This window comes from Leptolyngbya sp. FACHB-261 (genome assembly GCF_014696065.1).
Lineage (GTDB): Bacteria > Cyanobacteriota > Cyanobacteriia > FACHB-261 > FACHB-261 > FACHB-261.
The window spans coordinates 189,058-209,416 of sequence record NZ_JACJPL010000024.1; the positions used below are offsets into that span (position 1 = coordinate 189,058).

A 20,359-nucleotide genomic window follows, 5' to 3' on the forward strand; every position below is an offset into this window, starting at 1 on the left:
GCAATCCTACCGCTACTCCAGAGCTGAAATCTAGAGCTGAACCTTAGGGTTCTTCAGCTGAGGTCATTGGGTTGGAGTTGCCATCAGCGATATTTGGAAGTGCAGCCGCATAATACTTTTGCAGGAAGCTTCTTCTGCAACCCATCCGGCGCAAAACCTCAGGCAGGTCTCTACGTCTCACATCTTTTAAAACGGTAGCAATGATCATTTTGACTTGTTCCGTTCTAGAAGAGATATTATCAATCATATCTAGTTGCTGCTGATAGCTTTCTTTGCGTTCCCGGGTGAGAGAAACATCACTGATCACAAAGTAGTTTTCTAGAAAATCTAAGCCATCATTGAGGTCAGAGCTAGCGTTAAGCTCATCCTCGACATCGGTCCAAAATTCCGCTGCTTTCCGAGTTTGGCTGGCGGCAATTAAATCGTACGCAATATTGACAATATAATCGTAAAAGGGTTTAATATCAGTTCTAAGAGAACCGACTTTAGTGCGCGAGTTCAGCAACGCCACAAAACCAAAGCCAAAGAGAACCGCTTCAATAATCAAATAAATGTCAATGGTCGGTTTGGACGAAAGCGAAAACGCAAACCAAAAAGGAAGGCAAGGCATCAGCAATTCAGCTACTAGCCAAAGCCAAAAGCCAAAACTCTTCTGAGGCTCAAAAAAAGCGAGTATTTTGCATTTTTCACTGAGTTCTCGATAGGCAACCAGAGTATTAAAAACCCCAGGCAGCAGCGCAACCCCAATCCAGGGCAACCAACTCAGCAAGTCATTCACGGAGCAGTACCCTTTCGGCCAAACATGACGACAGGATGCAGGCGAAAATGCCCCTTTGCGGTAAGAGTGAAGTAAGTGTCTTGGTCTGAAAATCTTGGTTCGGTTTGAGTACGCCCAATAATGGGTAGTACTTTGTGCCAAAGGCTACTGGTTGTGGAGTCAACATAGCCCTTACACCAGAGCTGCTTGACAACCCCACGTACCGCCTCTAACGGTTGATTTAGAATGTATGACAAATTCTCAACAGTCAATGGTCTTCGTTCTAAGGCTTGCAGTACATCCCACTCATGGGTTGTTCCTAAAAGCTCTGCTGGCACCGTCAGCAAATACTCTAAAAAGTTTTTGATCTCTCTTGAAATTGGACTGAATTGCTCCCGAGCTTTGGCTTTTCTAATCTGATGTCTGGCCTCAGCTCTAGGATTCACTGCCGTTAAAATCTCAATAACAGCTTTGCCTAGGTTTTTGTCTAGCTCGTTTTCACTAGATTCTAGTTTGCGAGCACTCAGCAGAGGCAAAGCTTTAGCCCGCGACTGAATCGTATACTGCTTTTCCAAGCTGGTATGGGCAGCTTGATAGAGTTGATCGAAACCTTCATGCCTCTCTATCAATTGCTTCAGTCTTGTGAGCCCAGCTTCCCAATCGTGATCTAAGGTTAAGCCTGCTCGATGAATCTCCTGATGTAAGTCTTCTGGCAGCTCTGAGTTGATCTGAACCAGCGCGGTCAGGAAGGCTTGAAGCGTGATTGCGTCTTCGACTTTCATGACTGCAACTGCTGAGAATAGTGGATGCGACCCATCAGGCAACTGGTTCTTGCGCCTTAAGGATTTGCTTCAAGGACTTCCTCACAAGAGCTTCCTTGCAAGAACTAGAGTGAACTCATTCTATTGACCACCAGTACTGCTGCAAATCTAACCCAGACCAGAGATTCCACAAGGCAAGTGCAAACCGACCGTTAGCCACGCTTGCAAAGCCACGGGTAGCCTGTAGATAGAAGTCCAACCACGATAAAAGGCTAAAAGCCACTGAGGGCGACTGGGGCTCACAGCAAATCCCTTAAACCCACTCAGAGCTGCTGTTTAGTCTACTTTTGTTAACAGCTCTACTAAACCCTGCTCTCGCCTAATCCAAGACACAGGCCAAGACTTGCTTAGCCCCCGTAGCGGATCCTTTAAGATCGCTAGAGTGCCCCTTGCCCTCTGGTGTTCCGCCTTCTATGCCCGACCACACCCATATTCGTGTCCAGGGTGCCCGCCAGCATAACCTCAAAGATCTTGATCTGGAAGTCCCACGCGACCAGCTCATCGTGTTTACGGGTGTGTCAGGCTCCGGTAAGTCTTCGCTAGCCTTCGATACGATTTTCGCAGAGGGACAGCGACGCTATGTTGAGTCGCTGAGCGCCTACGCCCGTCAGTTTTTGGGCCAGCTCGACAAACCCGAGGTTGACTACATCGAGGGGCTATCGCCCGCTATTTCCATTGACCAAAAATCTACCTCCCACAACCCCCGCTCCACAGTCGGCACGGTCACTGAGATCTATGACTATCTACGCCTGCTGTTTGGACGGGCAGGAGAACCGCATTGTCCGCATTGTGACCGCTCGATTGCGCCGCAAACCATTGACCAGATGGTAGATCGGGTTATGGAGTTGCCAGATCGCAGCCGATTCCAGATTCTGGCTCCCGTGGTGCGAGGCAAAAAAGGTACTCACAAGAAGTTGCTCTCAGGCTTAGGGGCAGAAGGGTTTGTGCGCGTGCGCGTCGATGGTGAAGTCCGCGAACTGAGCGACAACATCGAGCTTGACAAAAACAAAGCCCACAATATCGAGATCGTCATTGACCGTCTGATTCGTCGGGATGGTCTCGAAGAGCGCTTGACCGACTCACTCACCACTTGCCTGCGCCGCAGCGAGGGCATTGCCATTATCGACCTACTGAACCGCGAGGACAATCAGCCAGCAACAGCCCAACCCATGGCAGCTGAGGCTGGCGGGGGTTATGGCAAAGGCGAGCTGAGTTTGGTAGCGGATCCAGACACTACTCAAGAACTGGTTTTCTCTGAAAACTTTGCCTGTCCAGTCCACGGCGCTGTGATGGAAGAACTGTCGCCGCGCCTGTTCTCCTTTAATTCACCCTACGGCGCCTGTCCTGCTTGTCATGGGCTCGGTTTTCTGCGCACCTTTTCAGCAGAGCTGGTCATTCCTGACCCTAGTTTGCCGGTGTATGCGGCCATCGCGCCTTGGTCCGACAAAGACAACACCTACTATTTCTCACTGCTTTACAGCCTCGGTCAGACGCTTCACTTCGATCTCCAGACACCCTGGGAAAAATTAAGTGCGGAGCAACGGCATACGATTCTGCACGGCAGCGAAGAGAAGATCTTTGTGGATGTCGATTCGCGCTTCCGCGAAGGCAAGGGCTATTACAAGCGCTACGAGGGCGTTCTGCCCATGCTACAGCGCCAGTATGACGACACCAGCTCCGAACTGCACAAAGCCAAACTAGAGCAGTACCTGGTTAATCAGGCTTGTGAGAGCTGCCAGGGTGCTCGCCTCAAGCCCGAGTCACTCTCGGTACGCGTGGGCCAGCACCGCATCACAGAGCTGACTGCGGTTAGCGTCGACGAATGCTTGCACCGACTCAATCATCTGGAGCTAGCGCCCCGAGCCCGGCAAATTGCCGACCAGGTGCTACGCGAAATCCGTGCCCGTCTGCAATTCTTGCTGGATGTGGGCCTGGACTATCTGACACTTGAGCGCTCGGCAATGAGCCTCTCAGGCGGAGAAGCCCAACGCATTCGCCTGGCGACCCAAATTGGCTCGGGACTGACGGGCGTGCTCTATGTCCTAGATGAACCCAGCATCGGTCTGCACCAACGGGACAACGCTCGGTTGCTGGCAACTTTATTCAAGCTCAAGTCGTTGGGCAATACCCTGATCGTGGTGGAGCACGATGAGGATACAATCCGCGCTGCCGATTATCTAGTTGATATCGGACCGGGAGCGGGGGTTCATGGGGGACGCATTGTTGCCCAGGGCAATGTCGACGCGATAGAGAACTGCCTGGAGTCGCTGACCGGTGCCTATCTTTCTGGCCGCTCCCGCATTGAAACTCCAGCAGAGCGACGACCTGGCAATGGGCGTTCGCTAGAAATCGTTGATGCTCACCGCAATAATCTCAAAAACATCACAGTTGAGATCCCGCTAGGCAAGCTGGTCTCGATCACGGGCGTCTCAGGCTCCGGTAAATCAACCCTGGTCAATGAGATTTTGCTGCCCTACCTAGACCATCATCTGGGGCGCAAGATTCCTAAACCGACCGAGGTCAAACAGATCAATGGCCTCAAGGCGCTGGACAAGGTGATCGTGATTGACCAGTCACCGATTGGCCGCACACCCCGCTCCAATGCCGCCACCTACACTGGCGCTTTCGACGCCATCCGCGACACGCTCACCCTGACAACAGAGGCTAAGGCGCGCGGTTACAAGCCCGGCCAGTTCTCCTTCAACGTCAAAGGCGGACGCTGTGAGGCTTGTGGCGGACAGGGCGTAAACGTGATCGAGATGAATTTCCTGCCCGATGTCTATGTGCAGTGCGAAGTCTGCAAAGGCAGCCGTTACAACCGCGAAACGCTCCAGGTTAAATACAAAGGCAAAAATATTGCTGACATCCTGGACATGACCATCGAAGAAGCCTGTGACTTCTTCCAGAACATCCCCAAAGCCGCTAGCAAACTGGAAACCCTGGTCGATGTCGGCTTAGGCTACATCCGGCTAGGACAATCAGCACCAACCCTCTCCGGAGGTGAGGCTCAACGGGTGAAATTGGCAACAGAGCTGTCACGCCGCGCCACCGGCAAGACCCTCTACCTGATCGACGAACCGACAACGGGCTTGAGCTTCTATGACGTCCACAAGCTCCTAGACGTCCTGCAACGGCTGGTGGACCGGGGCAATACCGTGCTGGTGATTGAGCACAACCTGGACGTGATTCGCTGCTGTGACTGGCTGATTGACCTGGGGCCAGAGGGCGGCAACCGGGGCGGCGAAGTCATTGCCGTCGGGACACCTGAGCAGGTGGCCGAAGTTCCCCAGTCCTATACGGGGCAGTATCTCAAGCAAGTTTTGAAGCGTTACCCACCGACTCAGTCGCCTCAGTAAATTGAGCTTGCTCCAGGTTTTGGGCTGCTGTCCAGTTGATCTCGGCTAAGGTTGCCTGCCTGAAATCAGTGTTGGGCAGGCAAGCAGCACTGAAATCAACCCCGGTTAAGTCAGCTCCTTGAAAACTGGTGCCTTTAGCCATCGCAACCATCAAAGCCCATCGCCGTAGCCAGCCCAGCTCAGCCTGTCCCGCCAGAGCTTGGCGGCTCAGCTCCACGCCAGCCAGCAAGACTAACCAACCGACCGTTGCCCAACCACCCGCTCTAGACCAGGCTTCAGAACCGATGCCAGCATTGCGGGCTAGGGCTCTGAGGCGGGCGGCAGCAGCCACACCGGCGACCGCTCCAGCCCCTGCCCCAGACAGAGTGAATACCTCAGCCCGGCTCACTACGCTGCCCAACGCAAACGCGCCTAGAGTCAGCAGAAGGGCCAGTGGACCGATGGTGCCCCCCGCTCCCAGACTGGCTTGGGCCACGGCTCCCACCCAAGCCCCTGCCCAAGCCCAAGCCACTACTTCTCCGGCACTGCCTGACACTGCGACAGCTGCGGCTACTAGCATTGCCAGCACCACTGTGCCAATTGCTGCGACAATGCCACCAACAGCACCAGCCCAGGCACCGGCTAAGGCCCAGTCCAGAGCGCCTGCCCCAGAAAGCACCGCCTTGCCTGCGAACATCCAGCTCCGCAGCGCTCCCATACCTAAAGCCAGTGGCAGCATCAGCGCTAAGGCCCAGCCTAGCTTTCGTCCCGGCTTGCCCAGTCTTAACCTAGCTACAGTCACCGCCAAAACAGCCAGTCCCGCCCAAGTTGCTGACCCCAGCGTGGCTTCCTTTAGAGCCCAGGCACCGGTGCCAGCGCCTAGCCAGACAGCTGCCAATTCCCAGCTTCGTCCGGCAGCCAAGAGCCCAGCACCGATTGCCGCCCCCACTAGGGCATTGATGCCGAGCCCGGCCAAAGCGCCAGCCCCAGCCCCAGCACTACCACCTGCTAAACCAGCAGCCAGTAGCCAGCCCAAGCCAGAGCGCAGAGGCGGACGAAGCAGGCAGGCTAGGCCGTAAACCAGCAGCAACCCGACGATGACAGCACTTGCCGCCTGGACTGCGGCTTCGCTGCGTTGGGTGAGCAAAAACAGCTCGGCCCAGCCATATCCCCCTAGCGTACAGAGCCCTAACAAAACTCCCACCAGGCCAACTCGCCAGGAGTTAGGGAGACCAGCCTTGGCTTGCCTAAAATTGGCCTCCGCTAGGATTGCCCCGCTGAAATCTGTGCCTCGGAGATCAGCTCTCTCAAAGTTTGCACCGGTCAAATCCTGGCCTTTAAAGCAGCGACCCTGGAGATTCTGTCCCGAGAAATCTTGGGGCATGACAACCAAAAATGATCAAACAAGCGCGCCGCAACGGTAGCACACTTGTTTTTCCTGCTCTGGTCGCTTGAGTTCCGTACACTGATTCGTACACCTAAGCAACCAGCTCACGAATTTGCTCAGCGACCAGAGCAGTTTGCTCCACCATAACTAAGTGACCACAGTCAGGAATCTCGATCACATTGTCACCGCTGTCATTAAAGCTGGCATGGAAGCTGGCCAGGTGGCGGACATACTGGGGGTCCATGATCGGGTCATTTTGACCAGCCAGGAAGTAGACCGGTTGCTTCAGCCGCGCCACAATTTGAGGCAGCAAATGCACTTCGGTTTCAGTGGTGGAATCGAGCAGCGTACCCAGGGCCGCAGCTGGGTGAGCCACAACAAAATCAGTCACTCGACAACGACCCCACGAGCGCTCCAGGGGCCGCGCCACGCTATCGCGAGCGAATTGCCGGTCGATAAATGGCACCCAGGGCAACCAGCGCGGACGGAAGCGCAACAGCATTTGCCCTACAAAACGAAAGCGGTCGAATTCCTCTTTGAGGTAAATGCCGCCGCCGGAGTTCATGCAAATGACGCCTGCGACCCGTTCACTAGCCAACTCAGCCGCCCACAGGGCAATACTGCCGCCCAAAGAATGCCCAATCAACCAGGCGTTGTGTAGATTTAACTGAGTCAGCAGTTCTACTAAGTCTTCAGCGTAGCTGGCAGGTCCATAGGCTTCGCAGTCGCCCACATCAGACTCGCCGAAACCCCGCAAGTCGTAGGTCAGGCAACGATAGTAGGGAGACAGACACTCCACGAGCGGCTGCCAGTACCGTCGGCTCAGGAGCCAACCGTGGATGAAGACCAAGACTGGCCGGTCAGATGAGGTTGAGGTGAGCGCGACATCACCCCAAGCAGGCTGACTCTCAGGTGGGGGCGTGAGTTCATAAGCGTGCTCTGCCCCCCGAATGGTAATGGTTGCCATACTCTCATCTTACTGGCGGGAGCCCTCTCCCTGATTTGGGTCACGCTCTATCTAGCGTCGCCATTGCTGCTTCATCAGGCGATGCTTGAGGCCATCTGCAATTTTGTGACCCAAATATTCGGGGATCAGGCTCTCGTTTGGCCCCAGCAGGTAGAGGATCAGGCGCGTGCGGCCCCGCCAGACCAGGAGATTAGCGTTCACGACCAGCAGATCTTCCTGCCAGATGGCATACATCACCTTGTAGAACAGACCAGGTTGGTTGTCGGCCTCGATCAGCAGTGCTGGCAGATGAAAGACCGGATCAACATAGAAATCTGTTGCCACTTGTTCCAAGCCAGCATCCAAGTTGAACTCTACCGAGAGCATTTCTTCAACTTCGAAGCGACCCGCAAGGGCTTCTTGAACCGCTCGGCAGACGTTCTCCGCTGTTTTGGGAGCTAACGCCTTACCCCCCCTCGACACTACTAGCTTGATGAACACCAGCATGGGCGAGTGCACCTGGCCGTAAAGGCTGAGGCTGTGAATAGTCAGCCCATAGGCGGCCAGCACACCAAAGATGTCACTGAGCAGAAAGGATTGGTTGCGGTAGGCAAAATGCAGGGCGCTCTTAGATCCCTCAGGCCGAACTTCAATCACAGCTTGCTGCGTCTGATAGAGGCGGTAAGCCAGACGCAGGTTCTGAAGCTGAATTTCGCTGCTGACGAATTGCTCGTAGAACTGAGGAAATGCTCGGTTAAATCGCTTGAGCAAATCCAGAGTCGCAGTTCTGGAGACCTGAGCCATGTATCCCAGCTCTCTTTCAAGCCTGGCTTGCTCTTGGGCGGACCCGATTAGGTGGCGTAAAGGTCTCTCCGGAACCAATTCCGGCTCATGACCTCCCGCAGGTTCCCCCATGATGACACTATGACTGTCGGAGTCGGGGGATATACTATCTACTACCGCCATTTAACTTCTACCTCAACCACGGCTGCATGGGTTTCTGGAAAAGCTTGTTCAGCGGCTCTGACCCTTTGGTCAACCCAGCTTCCGCCGCGGACTACAGTGAGGGTCTACAGGCTTCTGGCAGGGCTGGGTCTGAGCAGAGCAACATCTTCTTCAGCACCGAGCGAGATATCGATCTCTACGAGCTAGAGGAGTTGTGTGATGCAGTCGGCTGGTCCCGTCGTCCGATTCGCAAAGTCCGTAAGGCCATCCAGCATAGCTTCCTCGTGGTGTCTATGTGGGAACGACGGGGCAACTACAAGCGTCTGATCGGCTTTTCGCGCGCTACTTCTGATCATGCCTTCAACGCCACAATCTGGGATGTGGTCGTCCATCCCGATTTTCAGGGGCGTGGCCTGGGTAAAGCGCTAATGCAGCAGGTTATCAGACACTTGCGCAATGAGGATATCAGCAACATCACGCTGTTCGCTGATCCGCACGTCGTCGATTTCTACAACCAACTGGGCTTTGTGGCAGACCCAGAGGGCATCAAGGGTATGTTCTGGTACCCGAGCTAGCCATTGGCCTAGCTCAGTTTCAGCGCAGCCACTATTTCCTTAGACCCTCAACTATCTCTCTCGGCATCAACGATGGGACGGGAGAGGGTCTCTGGTTGCCAAAAGCTAACCACCAAACCAATGACTAACCACCAGAGCATTTGCACCTGAGGGCGGTACCAGACGGTATCAACCAGGCCGTGTCCCATTAAGCCAACGATGGCAGCCAGAGCCCCAATCAGCCAGAAGGCTTCTCGGTCGCGCTGTCGACTCAGCCGCTTAAGACTGCGGAAGGCCCCAAGCAGTACAGTGCTGACTAGCCAGGCATAGACGCCTAGCCCCACAACGCCTGTTTCTACTGCAATTTCCAGAGGCACACAGTAGGTGCCCAGAGCGGTATAACCGGGCTGCTGGTAAAGAGGATAAACCTGGTTGAAGGCTTCGTTGCCCGGTCCAATCCCAATGACTAGGTGGTCTCGGACGATATTCAGCGAAGACTGCCAAACATTCATGCGGAAGTTGTTGCTGCTGTCCCCTCGACCAACGAAGATGCTCAAGAAGCGGGAGCGCACCGTGGGAACCCCTAAAATCGCACCAGCGACAGTGACGCCCAGCGCTCCTAATAGCCCCGGCAGGGCTAGCTTCCGCCAAACGCCTGGAAACAAAGGGCTCCACCACTGCACCAGCAGAACGGCTAGCATGGTTCCCGACATTAGCAAGCCGATCCAGCCGCCCCGGCTAAAGGTAAGAACGACACAGGCCGCGCTCATACCTGCAATCATGAGGGCCAAGGCTCTGGCTGGCCAGCGCTGCCAGTTGAGGGCTGCCACCAGCCCCAAAGGCACAGCGGGAAGCAGGTAGCTAGCCAACAGATTAGGGTTTCTGAGATAGCTATAGACCCGGGTGGTATTGGCCAGATCAGAATTGGCATCGGTCCAGGTGGCGAGGGGCTCAGCGCCAAAGAACCACTGCCGCAACCCATAGATCGACACAATCAAGGCCGTGAGCAGGTACACCGCTACCAACCAGGAGCGATAGCGGGGCTGACGCAATAGCCGCGCCAGCAGCACAAATAGCAGCAGGTAAAGCGTCAGCTTCGACCAGCCTGAAAAAGCCGCTGCTTTGACTGGCGAGAGGACTGTCGCCGCAGTGGCAACAAACCAGTAAGCCGACACGGCTCGGTGCGTCGGCGTCCACAACCCCGACTCTGGGCTATCACTAAGCACCAGCAGAGCCCAGAAGCCAGCAACTCCAAATAGCAACAGTCCAATCAGCGTGGTTGAACTGTAGGGCGCGATGCCAAATGACAGGCTTAGCAGAGCCACGGCGAGTGGCTCCCCCCACTGCAACAGCGCACTGCCTCTTCGCCAAGCTGCTAGCGACCCCGCTAGATGGCTGAAGAGATTTGTCAGCTTGCCCATCCAGCTGCCTGACCACAGTTGGTTCAGGGATACCCCGAAAAGGGTTAGCCGATCCAAGGGTTTTTTTTGCCAGTTGAGGGCCATGAGAAAACCAACTTAAAAGAGCCGCGTCCCATAGCCTACCGCTTTGTCTAGACCTCTGCCTCCCAAAGTCTCGGAGGAGGTTTTGGTTGTGACTTGCCTAGTCAGCAGGCCAATGCCCCCGCAAATTCCAGCTTCCTCAAAAAACGCCTACGAGTATCCAGATCTCCAGATCTTAAGAATCCAGATTATTAAGAGATCAATAGGTGAATGGACTTAAGCGAGCAGCCATCAAACTTAAAGTGTTCAACCAGTCATAAAGCACTTTTGAGCTGTTTTTCAGCTAAAAAATCCTCATATACTGATCTTCAACATTTTCAGGGTCGCCTGTGACTGGAGTTGGTGCTTGTGCTGAGCAAGGCATTAGGACGTTCCCTTCATTCAGGAGGCAAGGCTGTGACCAATCAGAAAGTCAAGCACAAGAGTTTGTTTCAGGGCCAGTGGCTCACCTTAGCAGGGTCAATCGTTCTAGCAGGACTGACTGCAGCAGTTGGCGCTAATGCCCAAGCGCAGGTTGAGTCTGATAACACTTTGGGTACTTCTGTCTCTGCTAGTGGCCGCAACTTCCAGATCACAGGCGGCACCAGAGTTGGCAACAGGAATTTATTTCACAGTTTTCAGCGGTTTGATGTTCCAGCGCGGGGAACCGCTACATTTCTAAACGATGCGTCGGTTACTAATATCTTCTCGCGGGTTACAGGTGGCACTCGCTCCGATATTCAAGGCATTATTCGGGCTCAGGGAACGGCCAATCTGTTTCTAATCAACCCTAGCGGTATTCTGTTTGGCCCCAATGCACAGCTTGATATTGGCGGTTCATTTATTGGCACAACAGCTAATGAGATTCAGTTTCCGAGTGGAGGTAGCTTCTCATTAACCTCACCGGTTAACCCGACCGATACTTTGCTCACAGTTAATCCTTCGGCATTTCTCTTTGCTCCAGGGACTAGTCAGCCGAATAGCATTCAAGCTTCTAGAAATAGCCGGTTAGAAGTGGATCCTGGCCGCAGCATTGTTTTACTGGGTGGTGATGTGGAAGTAACGGGTGGGAGGTTACTAGCGCGAGGCGGGCGCATTGAATTAGGCGGATTAGCCAATCAGGGCACTGTGGGCCTAGCTGTTGAAGGTCCAGTAGGGAATGAATTGCGCTTGCAGTTCCCACAAGGGACAGCCCGAGCCAATGTTTCCTTAGCAAACAGTGCCAGCGCTGATGTCACTGCCGGGAGCGGCGGTAGTATTGCAGTCAATGCAGCTAACATTACCCTTTCACGTAGCAATCTCTTTGCTGGTATCCAGTCAGGCCAAGGCTCAGCAGCAGCTCAGGCAGGAGACATTACCCTCAATGCCACTGGCGCAACCCTTATTGAGCAAGGGAGTAGAGTCGAGAACAACATCAATGGCACTGGTCGGGGTAATGGCGGGGACATCACCGTTCAAAGCAGTTCCCTAGACATTACCAATGGCGCAAAGTTAAGTGCCGACGTTATAGGACAAGGCAATGCAGGCGATATCCGCCTCACTATCGCTGGTCCCGTTCGAATAACGACCAGCTCCAACAATACTGAAATTTCTAGCCAAGTCGCTGGTAATGCTGTAGGCAGCGGCGGTGACATTACAATTAATGCCGAGTCGCTTTCGATTGTTAGTACTAGCAGCCGGGCAGGCGCGCGCATTAATATCGCCACCGGCGGAATTGGTAATGCGGGAACCATCAAGATTGAGGTTGATGGTGCAGTCCTGCTACAAACAGTGCCAGGGCAGACAGGCGATCAAACTGGCATCCGCAGTCAGGCCAGAGCGGGAGCCGTAGGCGGTGGCGGTGATGTCACGATTAATGCAGCCTCCCTCTCGATTCTCAACAGTGCTGAGATTACGGCTAACACTTCTAGTGAGCCTGGGACTGGCGATAGCAGTCAGAGAGACGCGGGAGATATTACAGTTCGCGTTAGTGGTCCAGTCACAATCACCAATAGCGGCAGGATACGTAGCAATGTGGGCCGGGAGGGCAAAGAGGGCAACGGTGGCGATATCGTCATTGAAGCAAGCTCCTTCTCAGCTACAGGGGGTGGCTATGTTGAAGCATCCACTAGTGGCGTGGGCAATGCGGGCAGCATTCGTATTACCGCACCCACAGGTCTAGTTGAGCTATCTGGGCGGGATGATGAACGGCGCATTACCAGCCGCCTCTCCACCGGTACACAAGAAGGGGCCGGAGGGCAAGGTGGCGATATCACGGTCATTGCTAGAGAGTTGCGCCTGTCTGACGGAGCCGTGCTCAATGCCAGGAGCCAGAGTGCTCAACAGGGCGGTGACATTACGGTCGAGGCCCAAACGGTTAATCTCAGCGGCGGGGGACAGCTCGTTTCTACAGCCTTTAGCCAGGGAGCAGCAGGCAACATCAACATCCGCAACACTGAGCAGCTTCGGCTTTCCGGGAACGACCCCAAATACCAAGACCGCAGGGCTGATGCCCAAACCCGAGTAGGGATACCCAACGGTGTCACCTCGATCAACGAGATCATTTTTAGCGATGGCGCAGACAGTGGCCTGCTGGCCCGGTCAGAGGGGCAAGGTGCTGGCGGCGAAATCACAATCAATGCGGGCCAAGTGCTTATCGAGGATGGCGCTGTGATCTCGACTGATACTGCTGGAGCTGGGAAGGGAGGTCCTATTCAGGTAAACGCCAATGCACTCACCCTTAATCGTCGGGCTGAAATTACCAGTCTTAGCCGAGGCACTGGCGATGCAGGCAACATTGACCTTGATGTACGCAACCAGGTTTTGCCTCAAGCTTTAGAGGCTAACGCCGCTTCTTCTACCAGTAGTCGTTCAAATCTGCAACCTGGGCAATTGTTGATTCAAAACGGAGCCTCGATTTCTGCGGATACTGAGGCTAGAGGCAGGGGTGGCAGTGTTCGGATCAATACTGAATCTCTCAGGCTCAATAGCAATGCTCGGCTGTCCGCTGAGGCTGCCGGTGAAGGCAACGCAGGCAGTATTAATGCAAATGCCCAGGCGATTACCTTAAGCAGAAATAGCTCAATCTCGACAGCAGTTAGCAACCCTAATGCGGCTGGACAGGGAGGCAGTATTAATCTGCGAACTCGCTCGCTCTTGCTCAATACTGGCTCTCAGTTGTCAGCAGAAACTTCAGGCCGAGGCCGCGCCGGTAATGTTTCTGTGCGCAACGCCAACTTAGTCAACCTCAACAACAGCAGAATTTCTACAGCTGTAAACCTGGGGGCAAATGTGACAGTCTCAGGCCCTAATCAAGGCGGTAGCATTGATCTGCAAACCCGAAACCTTTCGTTGACTAGCAATGCTCGCTTGTCTGCTGAAACTGCAGGAAGAGGCGACGCGGGCAGTATAAATGTGCGTAATGCCCAAGCGATTACCTTAAGCAGAAATAGCTCAATCTCGACAGCAGTTAGTGGCACTAATGCCGTTGGACAGGGAGGAGATATTAGGCTCCAGACTGGCTCCATGACCCTGAATAGCGGCGCGGAAATCTCTGCTCGGAGTCAGGGCAATGGGAACGCCGGTCGGATTACGATCAACGCTAGTGGTCCCCTACAAGCTACTAATAGCAATATCAGCACAGCTGCGGATCAGGCCACTGGAGGGAGCATTACCATTCAGGCCCGCAACATTCGCTTACAAGGTAATAGTGACATCACCACTGATGTGACCAGTGGCAGTGGTAGTGGCGGCAATATCTTCTTGCAAGCCGATACAATTCTTGCCTTTGCTGACAGCGACATCATTGCTTCAGCAGCTGAAGGGGCAGGTGGCAATATCACCCTGGCAACGCCCATCTTTTTTGGCTTCCGCTATCAACCCAATGACCCAAATTCGGCAATTAACTCAAACACCAAGTTAGATGGCAATGGCCGAGTTGATATTAATGCCAGCGGCACCTTAGCCTCTGGAACGATCAGCCTGCCCGACATCAGCTTTCTGCAAAATGGCCTGACGCAATTGCCTGCCAACCTGATTGATACCAGCACCCTAATTGCCAATAGCTGCATCGCTCGCAGCCAGCAACAGGCAGGTAACTTTTTGATCACAGGGGCAGGCAGCCTGCCGTTGCGTCCAGGGGATACCCTATCTCCCTATCCAACCGGTGGCGTGCGGTCTATCCCCGCACGCCACAACGCTGCCCGTTCCTGGCAACCTGGCGATCCGATTGTGGAGCCAGCAGGAGCCTACCGTTTGGCAAATGGACAGGTGATGCTGAGCCGGGAATGTACTCCCTAAGCCACACCTCCAAAGAGTCCGCCAAGCTACTGAATCGGCCCTCCATTGTCGTAACCATAGCGCCAGGGCACCGGATCGACAGCTACACCATTCACATAGAGTCCCCAATGCAAATGGGGGCCAGTGGAAGCGCCGGTGCTTCCCACAGCTCCAATGGTTTGCCCAGGCTGTACCATCTGACCTTCCTGCACATTCACGCGGCTGAGGTGCATGAAGATGCTGAGGACGCCTTGCCCATGGTCGAGACCAACACAGTTGCCGTGGATCCGGAAGCCCTGGCTTTCTCGCCCCACTAGGACTACTCGCCCTGCGGCTGGCGCCACTACGGGAGTGCCGGTTGCCGCTGCGTAATCTACGCCTCGATGGTAGTAATCCTGCGCAAATTGGCCGTTGTAGTAGCGCTGCACGCCATAGACGGTCGAAATCTCACCCTGACTGGGACGTTGAAATAAACCGCTCCAGAAACGCTCTGGGGAAACGGTCGCCTTAAACTGGGCCACACGGTCGCGCTCTATTTGACTCAGACCGGGACCATCGCTACTGCTACTAAGCCAGATGCGTTGGGTGGGGAACTGCCGAGCCCGCAGATTAACCACCGTCTGCTGAGTTTCGCTGCCGTTACTGGCCTGTATTCGCAAAGCCCCTGGGCGGTCCAGCGGAGACGTTGGCAGCAAGGCCCGCCAGCGATTAGGGCCAATCACAAACGCCGGGTAATTCCGCCCGTTGAGGCTCACGGTTGGAGCCGTGGAATCGGTCACCTCAACCTGGACTGTATCCCCCAGCGCCGGAGATTGAGGTAGAACCTTGATCTGCAAGGCTTGAACCGGTAGTGTCACCAACAGCGCCGCTAGAGCACCCCCAAAACCGCCAATTTGCCCGAGTTTTGTCATACCTGGTCGCACAATGAAATAGTCAGTCGTCCTGTCATCCAGGCTTCGGGTCAGAATACCCAGATTCCGGTAAAAATCGGTATTCTGAGTTCAGGACAATAAAACTTAACCATCAGCCTCCAACCTACTGTGCAGGAAGATTTCAGACTGATTGTGGACCTGGTGACTGTGCTGGCTGCCGCCTCAGTGGGAGGCGTCATGGCTTCACTCCTGCGGTTGCCCGTGTTGCTGGGCTATCTCCTTGGCGGTATCGTCGTTGGCCCAGCCGGACTGGCTTTGGTCAAAGAGCTAGTTCAGGTAGAAACGCTGGCTCAGTTAGGAGCGGCCTTCCTGCTATTCGCTCTAGGCGTCGAGTTCTCATTAGGAGAGCTGAAAAAAGTCCGGGTAATTGCCCTGGGCGGCGGTAGCTTGCAAATCTTGCTGACGATCAGCCTGACAGCCCTGCTCTCAGTCACGGTTGGTTGGGTCACCACCCCACCTCAAGGGGTATTCTTAGGCGCGATCCTATCGCTGTCTTCGACAGCCGTGGTGCTCAAGAGCTTGATGGAGCGGAACGAGACCGAAACTCCCCACGGTCAGGTGATGCTGGGGATTTTGATCGTGCAGGATCTAGCCCTTGGTTTGATGCTGGCCGTTTTGCCCGCCTTGGATAAGCCTGCCGAGCAAATTGGCATGGCCATAGGGCAGGCGTTGCTGTTGACGGTAATGTTTGCAGCTGGGGCCCTGGCAATGGGCATCTGGGTTGTGCCCTCTCTACTCAAGCTCTTGGCCCGCACAGAGAGTAAAGAGCTGTTTCTCCTCGGGGTGATTGCCCTGTGTTTGGGCATTGCACTGCTCACTGAGCACCTGGGTCTCTCGATCGAGATGGGGGCGTTCGTAGCGGGCCTCATGATCTCCGAGGTGGAATACGCTGACCAGACTCTCTCGGTCGTTGAGCCGCTGCGCGATGTCTTTGCCACACTGTTCTTCGCCGCAATCGGCATGCTGATCGATCCGGTGTTCCTGTGGAACAACCTGGAGCTGATCCTGGGACTGGTGGCGCTGACCTTTGTGGGCAAGTTTGCCCTGATCACGCCGCTGGTGATGACCTTCCGCTACCCTCTGCGCACCGCGCTGATCGCCGGTTTGGGGCTGGCTCAGATTGGGGAATTCTCCTTTGTGCTGGCTAGCGAAGGCCAACGACTAGGGCTGGTTTCGCGGCGGGTGTATCTGCTGATTCTGGGCACCACAGCGGTGACGCTGATGGTGACACCCTTTGTACTGCGCCTGACACCTCAACTGTTCCGGCTACTAGAAAAAGTGCCGCCGTTTAAAGGCTGGCTAGAGGGGGAGGAAGAGCCGCGCGAGGTCTGCGAAACCACGGGAACTTGTCAAGGTCATGCTGTCGTCTGTGGATATGGGCACAAGGGCCGCAATGTTGTGCGCCTGCTCAAAAGCCGGGGCTATGCCGTGTTAGTCATCGACCAGTCAGAAAGCGCCATTCAGCAACTGCGGGAGGATGGGATTCCCTACGTCTATGGCAATGCTGCCAGCCCACTCGTATTAGCTAAGGCTCATGTGGACCGCGCGCGCACCATGGCGATTGCCCTCTCTGATTCGATGAGCACTCGCCTGTGTCTGAAGCGATCCCTTGAAGTAGCACCAGAGCTGAACATTGTTGTCTGTGCCAACCACGACAAGGATATCGAGCTGCTGTATCAGTTGGGTGCCAAAGAAGTTGTGCAGCCCGATTTTGAAGCCAGCCTGGAACTGTGCTCCCGACTATTGCTGGATCTGGGAGAGCCAATCCCATCAGTGCTGCGAGAAGTTGGCCTGATCCGCGACAGCCATTATCTAGATTTGCGCCCAACCCGTGCAGCCGCCGAGCTGGCCCGAGATGTACGTTCTGCCTCTAGGGATCTCAACGGCAAATGGTTTGACCTACCCGAGGGGTCACCGTTAATCGGTATGAACCTGGCTGAGACCGATTTACGGCGTCTGACGGGCGTTACGTTGATGGCTATTCAGCGCGACGAGGGTGAGGAGTTGGACTATCCCGACGCTCAAACTCTGCTCATGGCTGGCGACCGCCTGTTGCTGGTGGGGGAAGACGACGAATTAGCAGCGTTTAAGGCACTGGCAGAAGGCGAGGCCGCTTTACCCGATGGCTATTTGTTTAGTCAGTGGGTACAGATTAACCCCGACAGCAACTTGGCCGGCCATACTCTGTCGCACTTGGATCTGCGCCGTCGCTACGGTGTCCAAGTACAACTGATCCGTCGCGAAGGTCAACTGATCCGCTTGCCCGATGGCGCAACTGGTCTTGAGTCTGGAGATTGGGTGCTGATTGTAGGCGAAGCCCCTCAAGTGAATCAGGTGCGCTACCTGACAGCGCCACCGGTTCTGCTGCCTCTGGTTAAGCCAGCAGCAGCCGCTATTGCGCACGAGGAGGAAAGTGAGGGAATACCAACCCCCGTGGCCGTTGCCCTAGATCACCTGGAATAGAGCTGCCCTCTTCGTCTAGGCGGCTCGCCTAAGCAACAGGCGTTGGTTCTCCATCTGGCACACGACTCCCTGATCTTTAAGTTCGCCTAGCATGCGGGTAATCGTGACCCGCGTGGAGCCAATCAGCGTTGCTAGTTGCTGGTGGGTTAGGCGCACGTCGATCAACACACCCTGCGGCGTAGTCCGGCCCAAGTGATTGCCCAAGACCTCTAGCAAGCTGCAAAAGCGTCGCATGACTGGGCGCTGATTAGCAACTTCTAGCAGAGTGTGGGTATGCCGCAGGCGAGCGATCAGAGCGTCATTGAGCAAGTTCAAGTCAGCAATGGTTTGAGTGCTGGCTAAAGCTCTCAGCTGAGTTGTGACCAATGCCACAGCCTGGCAGCCTTCATCGGCGATTGTTCGACCAAATACCATACCGGGTCCCAAGATACCCACGCTGTAATCCCCCTCCTCTGGGGTGTTGGCGCAGAGCATCACCAAGCCAGAGTCGATGTAGAAGATTACGGGTTCAACCAAGTCGATGGAGCTTCCTTCACTGTAGGTGTAATAGTGAAGCGCGTCGCTAACTGAAACGGGTCCGGTACTAGTCATCATCACGGTTTGCCAACTAACGCCTACTCGTTTGCCACAAGCTACAGAGGCCACTGCGTTGAAAAACGGCTTGCCACGAAGCGATTCCGATAAGAAGCGCTTCATTGCACCCCGGTTGTGCCACTTAGGGAACTGTTTACCGCGCTGGACAGTAGCAGATCCGGATCAAAATCACAGATCTGGTTGCTCACCATCACCCGTTCTGTTTCTGAAGATCACAAAAGACAGGGAGACCCGCTCTGTGAAGGCCTTCTAGAGCGGGCAAAAATCGTTGCTTGTCTGATGTTAAGTTTCACCGCTAGTCCACTAGCGGCAGCCTATTACAGGCAACCCACTATAGACAGCCCACAGATCCTGTCCGACGCGGGTCAGCTACTGCCTGAACTGTACCAGCCCGATTTAAGAGCGCCACCTGTGCCGAGCCGAAGTACATATCCAGCGTTTCGAAAGGACGTAGGCGAAATTCTGCGGCCAGAGTTTGTGCCGCAACGCCGGGTTCGTACAGAAAGGTCCAACCTTCAGGACGCGCCTCCACATGCCAGCGAGGCGAAGCTACGGCCTGAATCAAGTCAGCCTCAGATTCGGCACCACTGCTTAGGTTCAACCAGGTTAGCCAGATTGCTGTAGGAATGCGCTCTGCCCCTGGTGAGCCCAAAGCAATCACTCGTCCATCAGCATGAACGGCAATCGTGGGGCTCATATTACTCTCCAATCGCTCTCCAGGTGGGTAGTGCAGGCCCTCGGGGTGCAACTCCAGCTCACCCAAACTGTTGTTGAGGGCAATGCCAGTTCCAGGCACGACAACGCCTGAGCCGTAACCGTTGCTCATCGTGAGCGAGGCAGCGTAGCCTTGTTGGTCGACTGCTGAGGTGTGGGTTGTGCCAGATTGAAATAGCCCTCGCCCCTGCTCAATAGCACGGCGCAGCAGTTTGGCCTGCTCCGGTAAACCCAATCCCTGGCTGTTGGCTAACAGAAAGGCAAGCCGTTCGCCGCCCCGAGAAGGCGCAGGGTTGGTAAAGATCTGCCAATCTCCCCAGCTAATTTGCAGGGGTTGCCGCACAACAGCCTGGTAAGCCCTCAAATCCTCAGCCGTGATTACACCCTCATGGGCGGCCATGTCTGAGACCAGCTTTGTGCTTAAACTGCCGGTGTAAAGCGCTTCTGCCCCCTCAGTAGCAACGACCTGTAAGCTCTGAGCTAGGTCAGCCTGGACAAATAGCTCACCCGCCGCACGAGGCGTAATGCCATCGTCTTGGAAAAATACTTGGCGCGAGGCGGGACTAAAACCTTGAATGCTGGCCGCAGAGAGGGCCAGGAAGTAAGCAACGTTACGGTGTAGCCGATGCCCGACACTAGCGTGGTGGATTGCAGGTTGCAGCAGCTCGGCCCAAGGCAAACAGCCCCCTAGATCCCAGGCTTTAGCCAGTGCTCGCAGCACCCCCGGTACAGCACAGGCAGCATGGCCAATCCCAGTCTTGATACCGTCCCCATAGGGTAGGGGAACCGCCAAGCCTCCGGCTCGGGGAGGCGGTTGCTGGCTCGGTAAACCGGGCATGGCCCCATAGCCGTCAATCGCCTCAACCTTGCCATCAGGAGAGCGCAGCAAGATAAAGCCGCCGCCGCCCAAGCCGCAGAAGAGCGGCTCTGTAACCAAGAGCGTAAAGGCAGCAGCAACTAAACCGTCAATGGCTGTGCCACCCCGCTCCACAATTGCCACAGCAGCTTCAGCAGCTTCGGGGGTACCGGTAGCAATTGCAAAGCGGGTCATGAATTTAGCTGCCTACTCTTTGCTGCCCTGAAGTTTCAGAAGCGCAAATCCCAATCCCATGCCGACTAGAATCAGCGTGAAAGACAGGACTGCAGCCGTTAGCATTTCACCCATAGCCTTAG

General features: G+C 55.1%; 14 protein-coding genes. 4 read left to right on the forward strand and 10 right to left on the reverse strand.

Annotation, left to right across the window (positions count from 1 at the left end; translation table 11 throughout):
• Positions 1-43: 43 nt before the first annotated feature.
• Positions 44-778 (reverse strand): hypothetical protein, encoded by a 735-nt coding sequence (locus H6F94_RS15385; RefSeq protein WP_190803117.1) that lies wholly within the window; start codon positions 776-778, stop codon positions 44-46.
• The gene (locus tag H6F94_RS15390) at positions 775-1,539 is read right to left on the reverse strand and encodes a hypothetical protein (protein WP_190803118.1); all 765 of its coding nucleotides are present in this window, start codon (positions 1,537-1,539) and stop codon (positions 775-777) included. Before H6F94_RS15390 ends, H6F94_RS15385 begins: the two co-directional genes overlap by 4 nt.
• Positions 1,540-1,991: 452 nt before the next feature.
• Here H6F94_RS15390 and uvrA point away from each other — a divergent pair, with 452 nt between their 5' ends.
• On the forward strand, positions 1,992-4,934 hold the full coding sequence (uvrA, locus tag H6F94_RS15395) for an excinuclease ABC subunit UvrA (protein WP_190803119.1): 2,943 nt from the start codon (positions 1,992-1,994) through the stop codon (positions 4,932-4,934).
• Here the strand turns inward: uvrA and H6F94_RS15400 are convergent.
• The 3 genes from H6F94_RS15400 to H6F94_RS15410 all read right to left on the reverse strand — a co-directional run bounded on the left by H6F94_RS15400 (position 4,888) and on the right by H6F94_RS15410 (position 8,050).
• Positions 4,888-6,297 (reverse strand): pentapeptide repeat-containing protein, encoded by a 1,410-nt coding sequence (locus H6F94_RS15400; RefSeq protein WP_190803120.1) that lies wholly within the window; start codon positions 6,295-6,297, stop codon positions 4,888-4,890. The genes uvrA and H6F94_RS15400 overlap by 47 nt on opposite strands.
• A gap of 94 nt (positions 6,298-6,391) precedes the next feature.
• Positions 6,392-7,267, reverse strand: coding sequence for an alpha/beta fold hydrolase (locus tag H6F94_RS15405; protein ID WP_190803121.1), 876 nt, complete (start codon positions 7,265-7,267; stop codon positions 6,392-6,394).
• 51 nt (positions 7,268-7,318) lie between these two features.
• Complete coding sequence (locus H6F94_RS15410; RefSeq protein WP_190803122.1) at positions 7,319-8,050, reverse strand: ACT domain-containing protein; 732 nt, start codon at positions 8,048-8,050, stop codon at positions 7,319-7,321.
• 188 nt (positions 8,051-8,238) lie between these two features.
• Here H6F94_RS15410 and H6F94_RS15415 point away from each other — a divergent pair, with 188 nt between their 5' ends.
• Positions 8,239-8,766 carry a GNAT family N-acetyltransferase gene (locus H6F94_RS15415; protein ID WP_190803123.1) on the forward strand — a complete coding sequence of 176 codons (528 nt, stop codon included), beginning with the start codon at positions 8,239-8,241 and terminating at the stop codon, positions 8,764-8,766.
• 47 nt (positions 8,767-8,813) lie between these two features.
• Here the strand turns inward: H6F94_RS15415 and H6F94_RS15420 are convergent, their stop codons facing one another.
• Complete coding sequence (locus H6F94_RS15420; protein WP_190803124.1) at positions 8,814-10,250, reverse strand: IctB family putative bicarbonate transporter; 1,437 nt, start codon at positions 10,248-10,250, stop codon at positions 8,814-8,816.
• A gap of 393 nt (positions 10,251-10,643) precedes the next feature.
• On the opposite strand from H6F94_RS15420, the gene H6F94_RS15425 reads away from it, so the two are divergent.
• On the forward strand, positions 10,644-14,504 hold the full coding sequence (locus tag H6F94_RS15425) for a two-partner secretion domain-containing protein (protein ID WP_190803125.1): 3,861 nt from the start codon (positions 10,644-10,646) through the stop codon (positions 14,502-14,504).
• Between the two features lie 26 nt (positions 14,505-14,530).
• Here H6F94_RS15425 and H6F94_RS15430 read toward each other — a convergent pair whose 3' ends face one another.
• Entirely contained in the window at positions 14,531-15,394 is an 864-nt protein-coding gene (locus tag H6F94_RS15430) for a M23 family metallopeptidase (protein WP_190803126.1), read from the reverse strand.
• Between the two features lie 129 nt (positions 15,395-15,523).
• On the opposite strand from H6F94_RS15430, the gene H6F94_RS15435 reads away from it, so the two are divergent.
• Positions 15,524-17,878 carry a monovalent cation:proton antiporter family protein gene (locus tag H6F94_RS15435; protein ID WP_190803127.1) on the forward strand — a complete coding sequence of 785 codons (2,355 nt, stop codon included), beginning with the start codon at positions 15,524-15,526 and terminating at the stop codon, positions 17,876-17,878.
• A 15-nt stretch (positions 17,879-17,893) separates the two neighbouring features.
• On the opposite strand, the gene H6F94_RS15440 is transcribed toward H6F94_RS15435, so the two are convergent.
• The 3 genes from H6F94_RS15440 to petM all read right to left on the reverse strand — a co-directional run bounded on the left by H6F94_RS15440 (position 17,894) and on the right by petM (position 20,351).
• Positions 17,894-18,574, reverse strand: a complete 681-nt coding sequence (locus H6F94_RS15440) for a Crp/Fnr family transcriptional regulator (protein ID WP_190803128.1) — start codon at positions 18,572-18,574, stop codon at positions 17,894-17,896.
• Between the two features lie 229 nt (positions 18,575-18,803).
• On the reverse strand, positions 18,804-20,237 hold the full coding sequence (locus H6F94_RS15445; RefSeq protein ID WP_190803129.1) for a gamma-glutamyltransferase: 1,434 nt from the start codon (positions 20,235-20,237) through the stop codon (positions 18,804-18,806).
• Positions 20,238-20,249: 12 nt separating this feature from the next.
• The gene (gene petM, locus H6F94_RS15450; protein WP_190803130.1) at positions 20,250-20,351 is read right to left on the reverse strand and encodes a cytochrome b6-f complex subunit PetM; all 102 of its coding nucleotides are present in this window, start codon (positions 20,349-20,351) and stop codon (positions 20,250-20,252) included.
• Between the last annotated feature and the right edge of the window lie 8 nt (positions 20,352-20,359).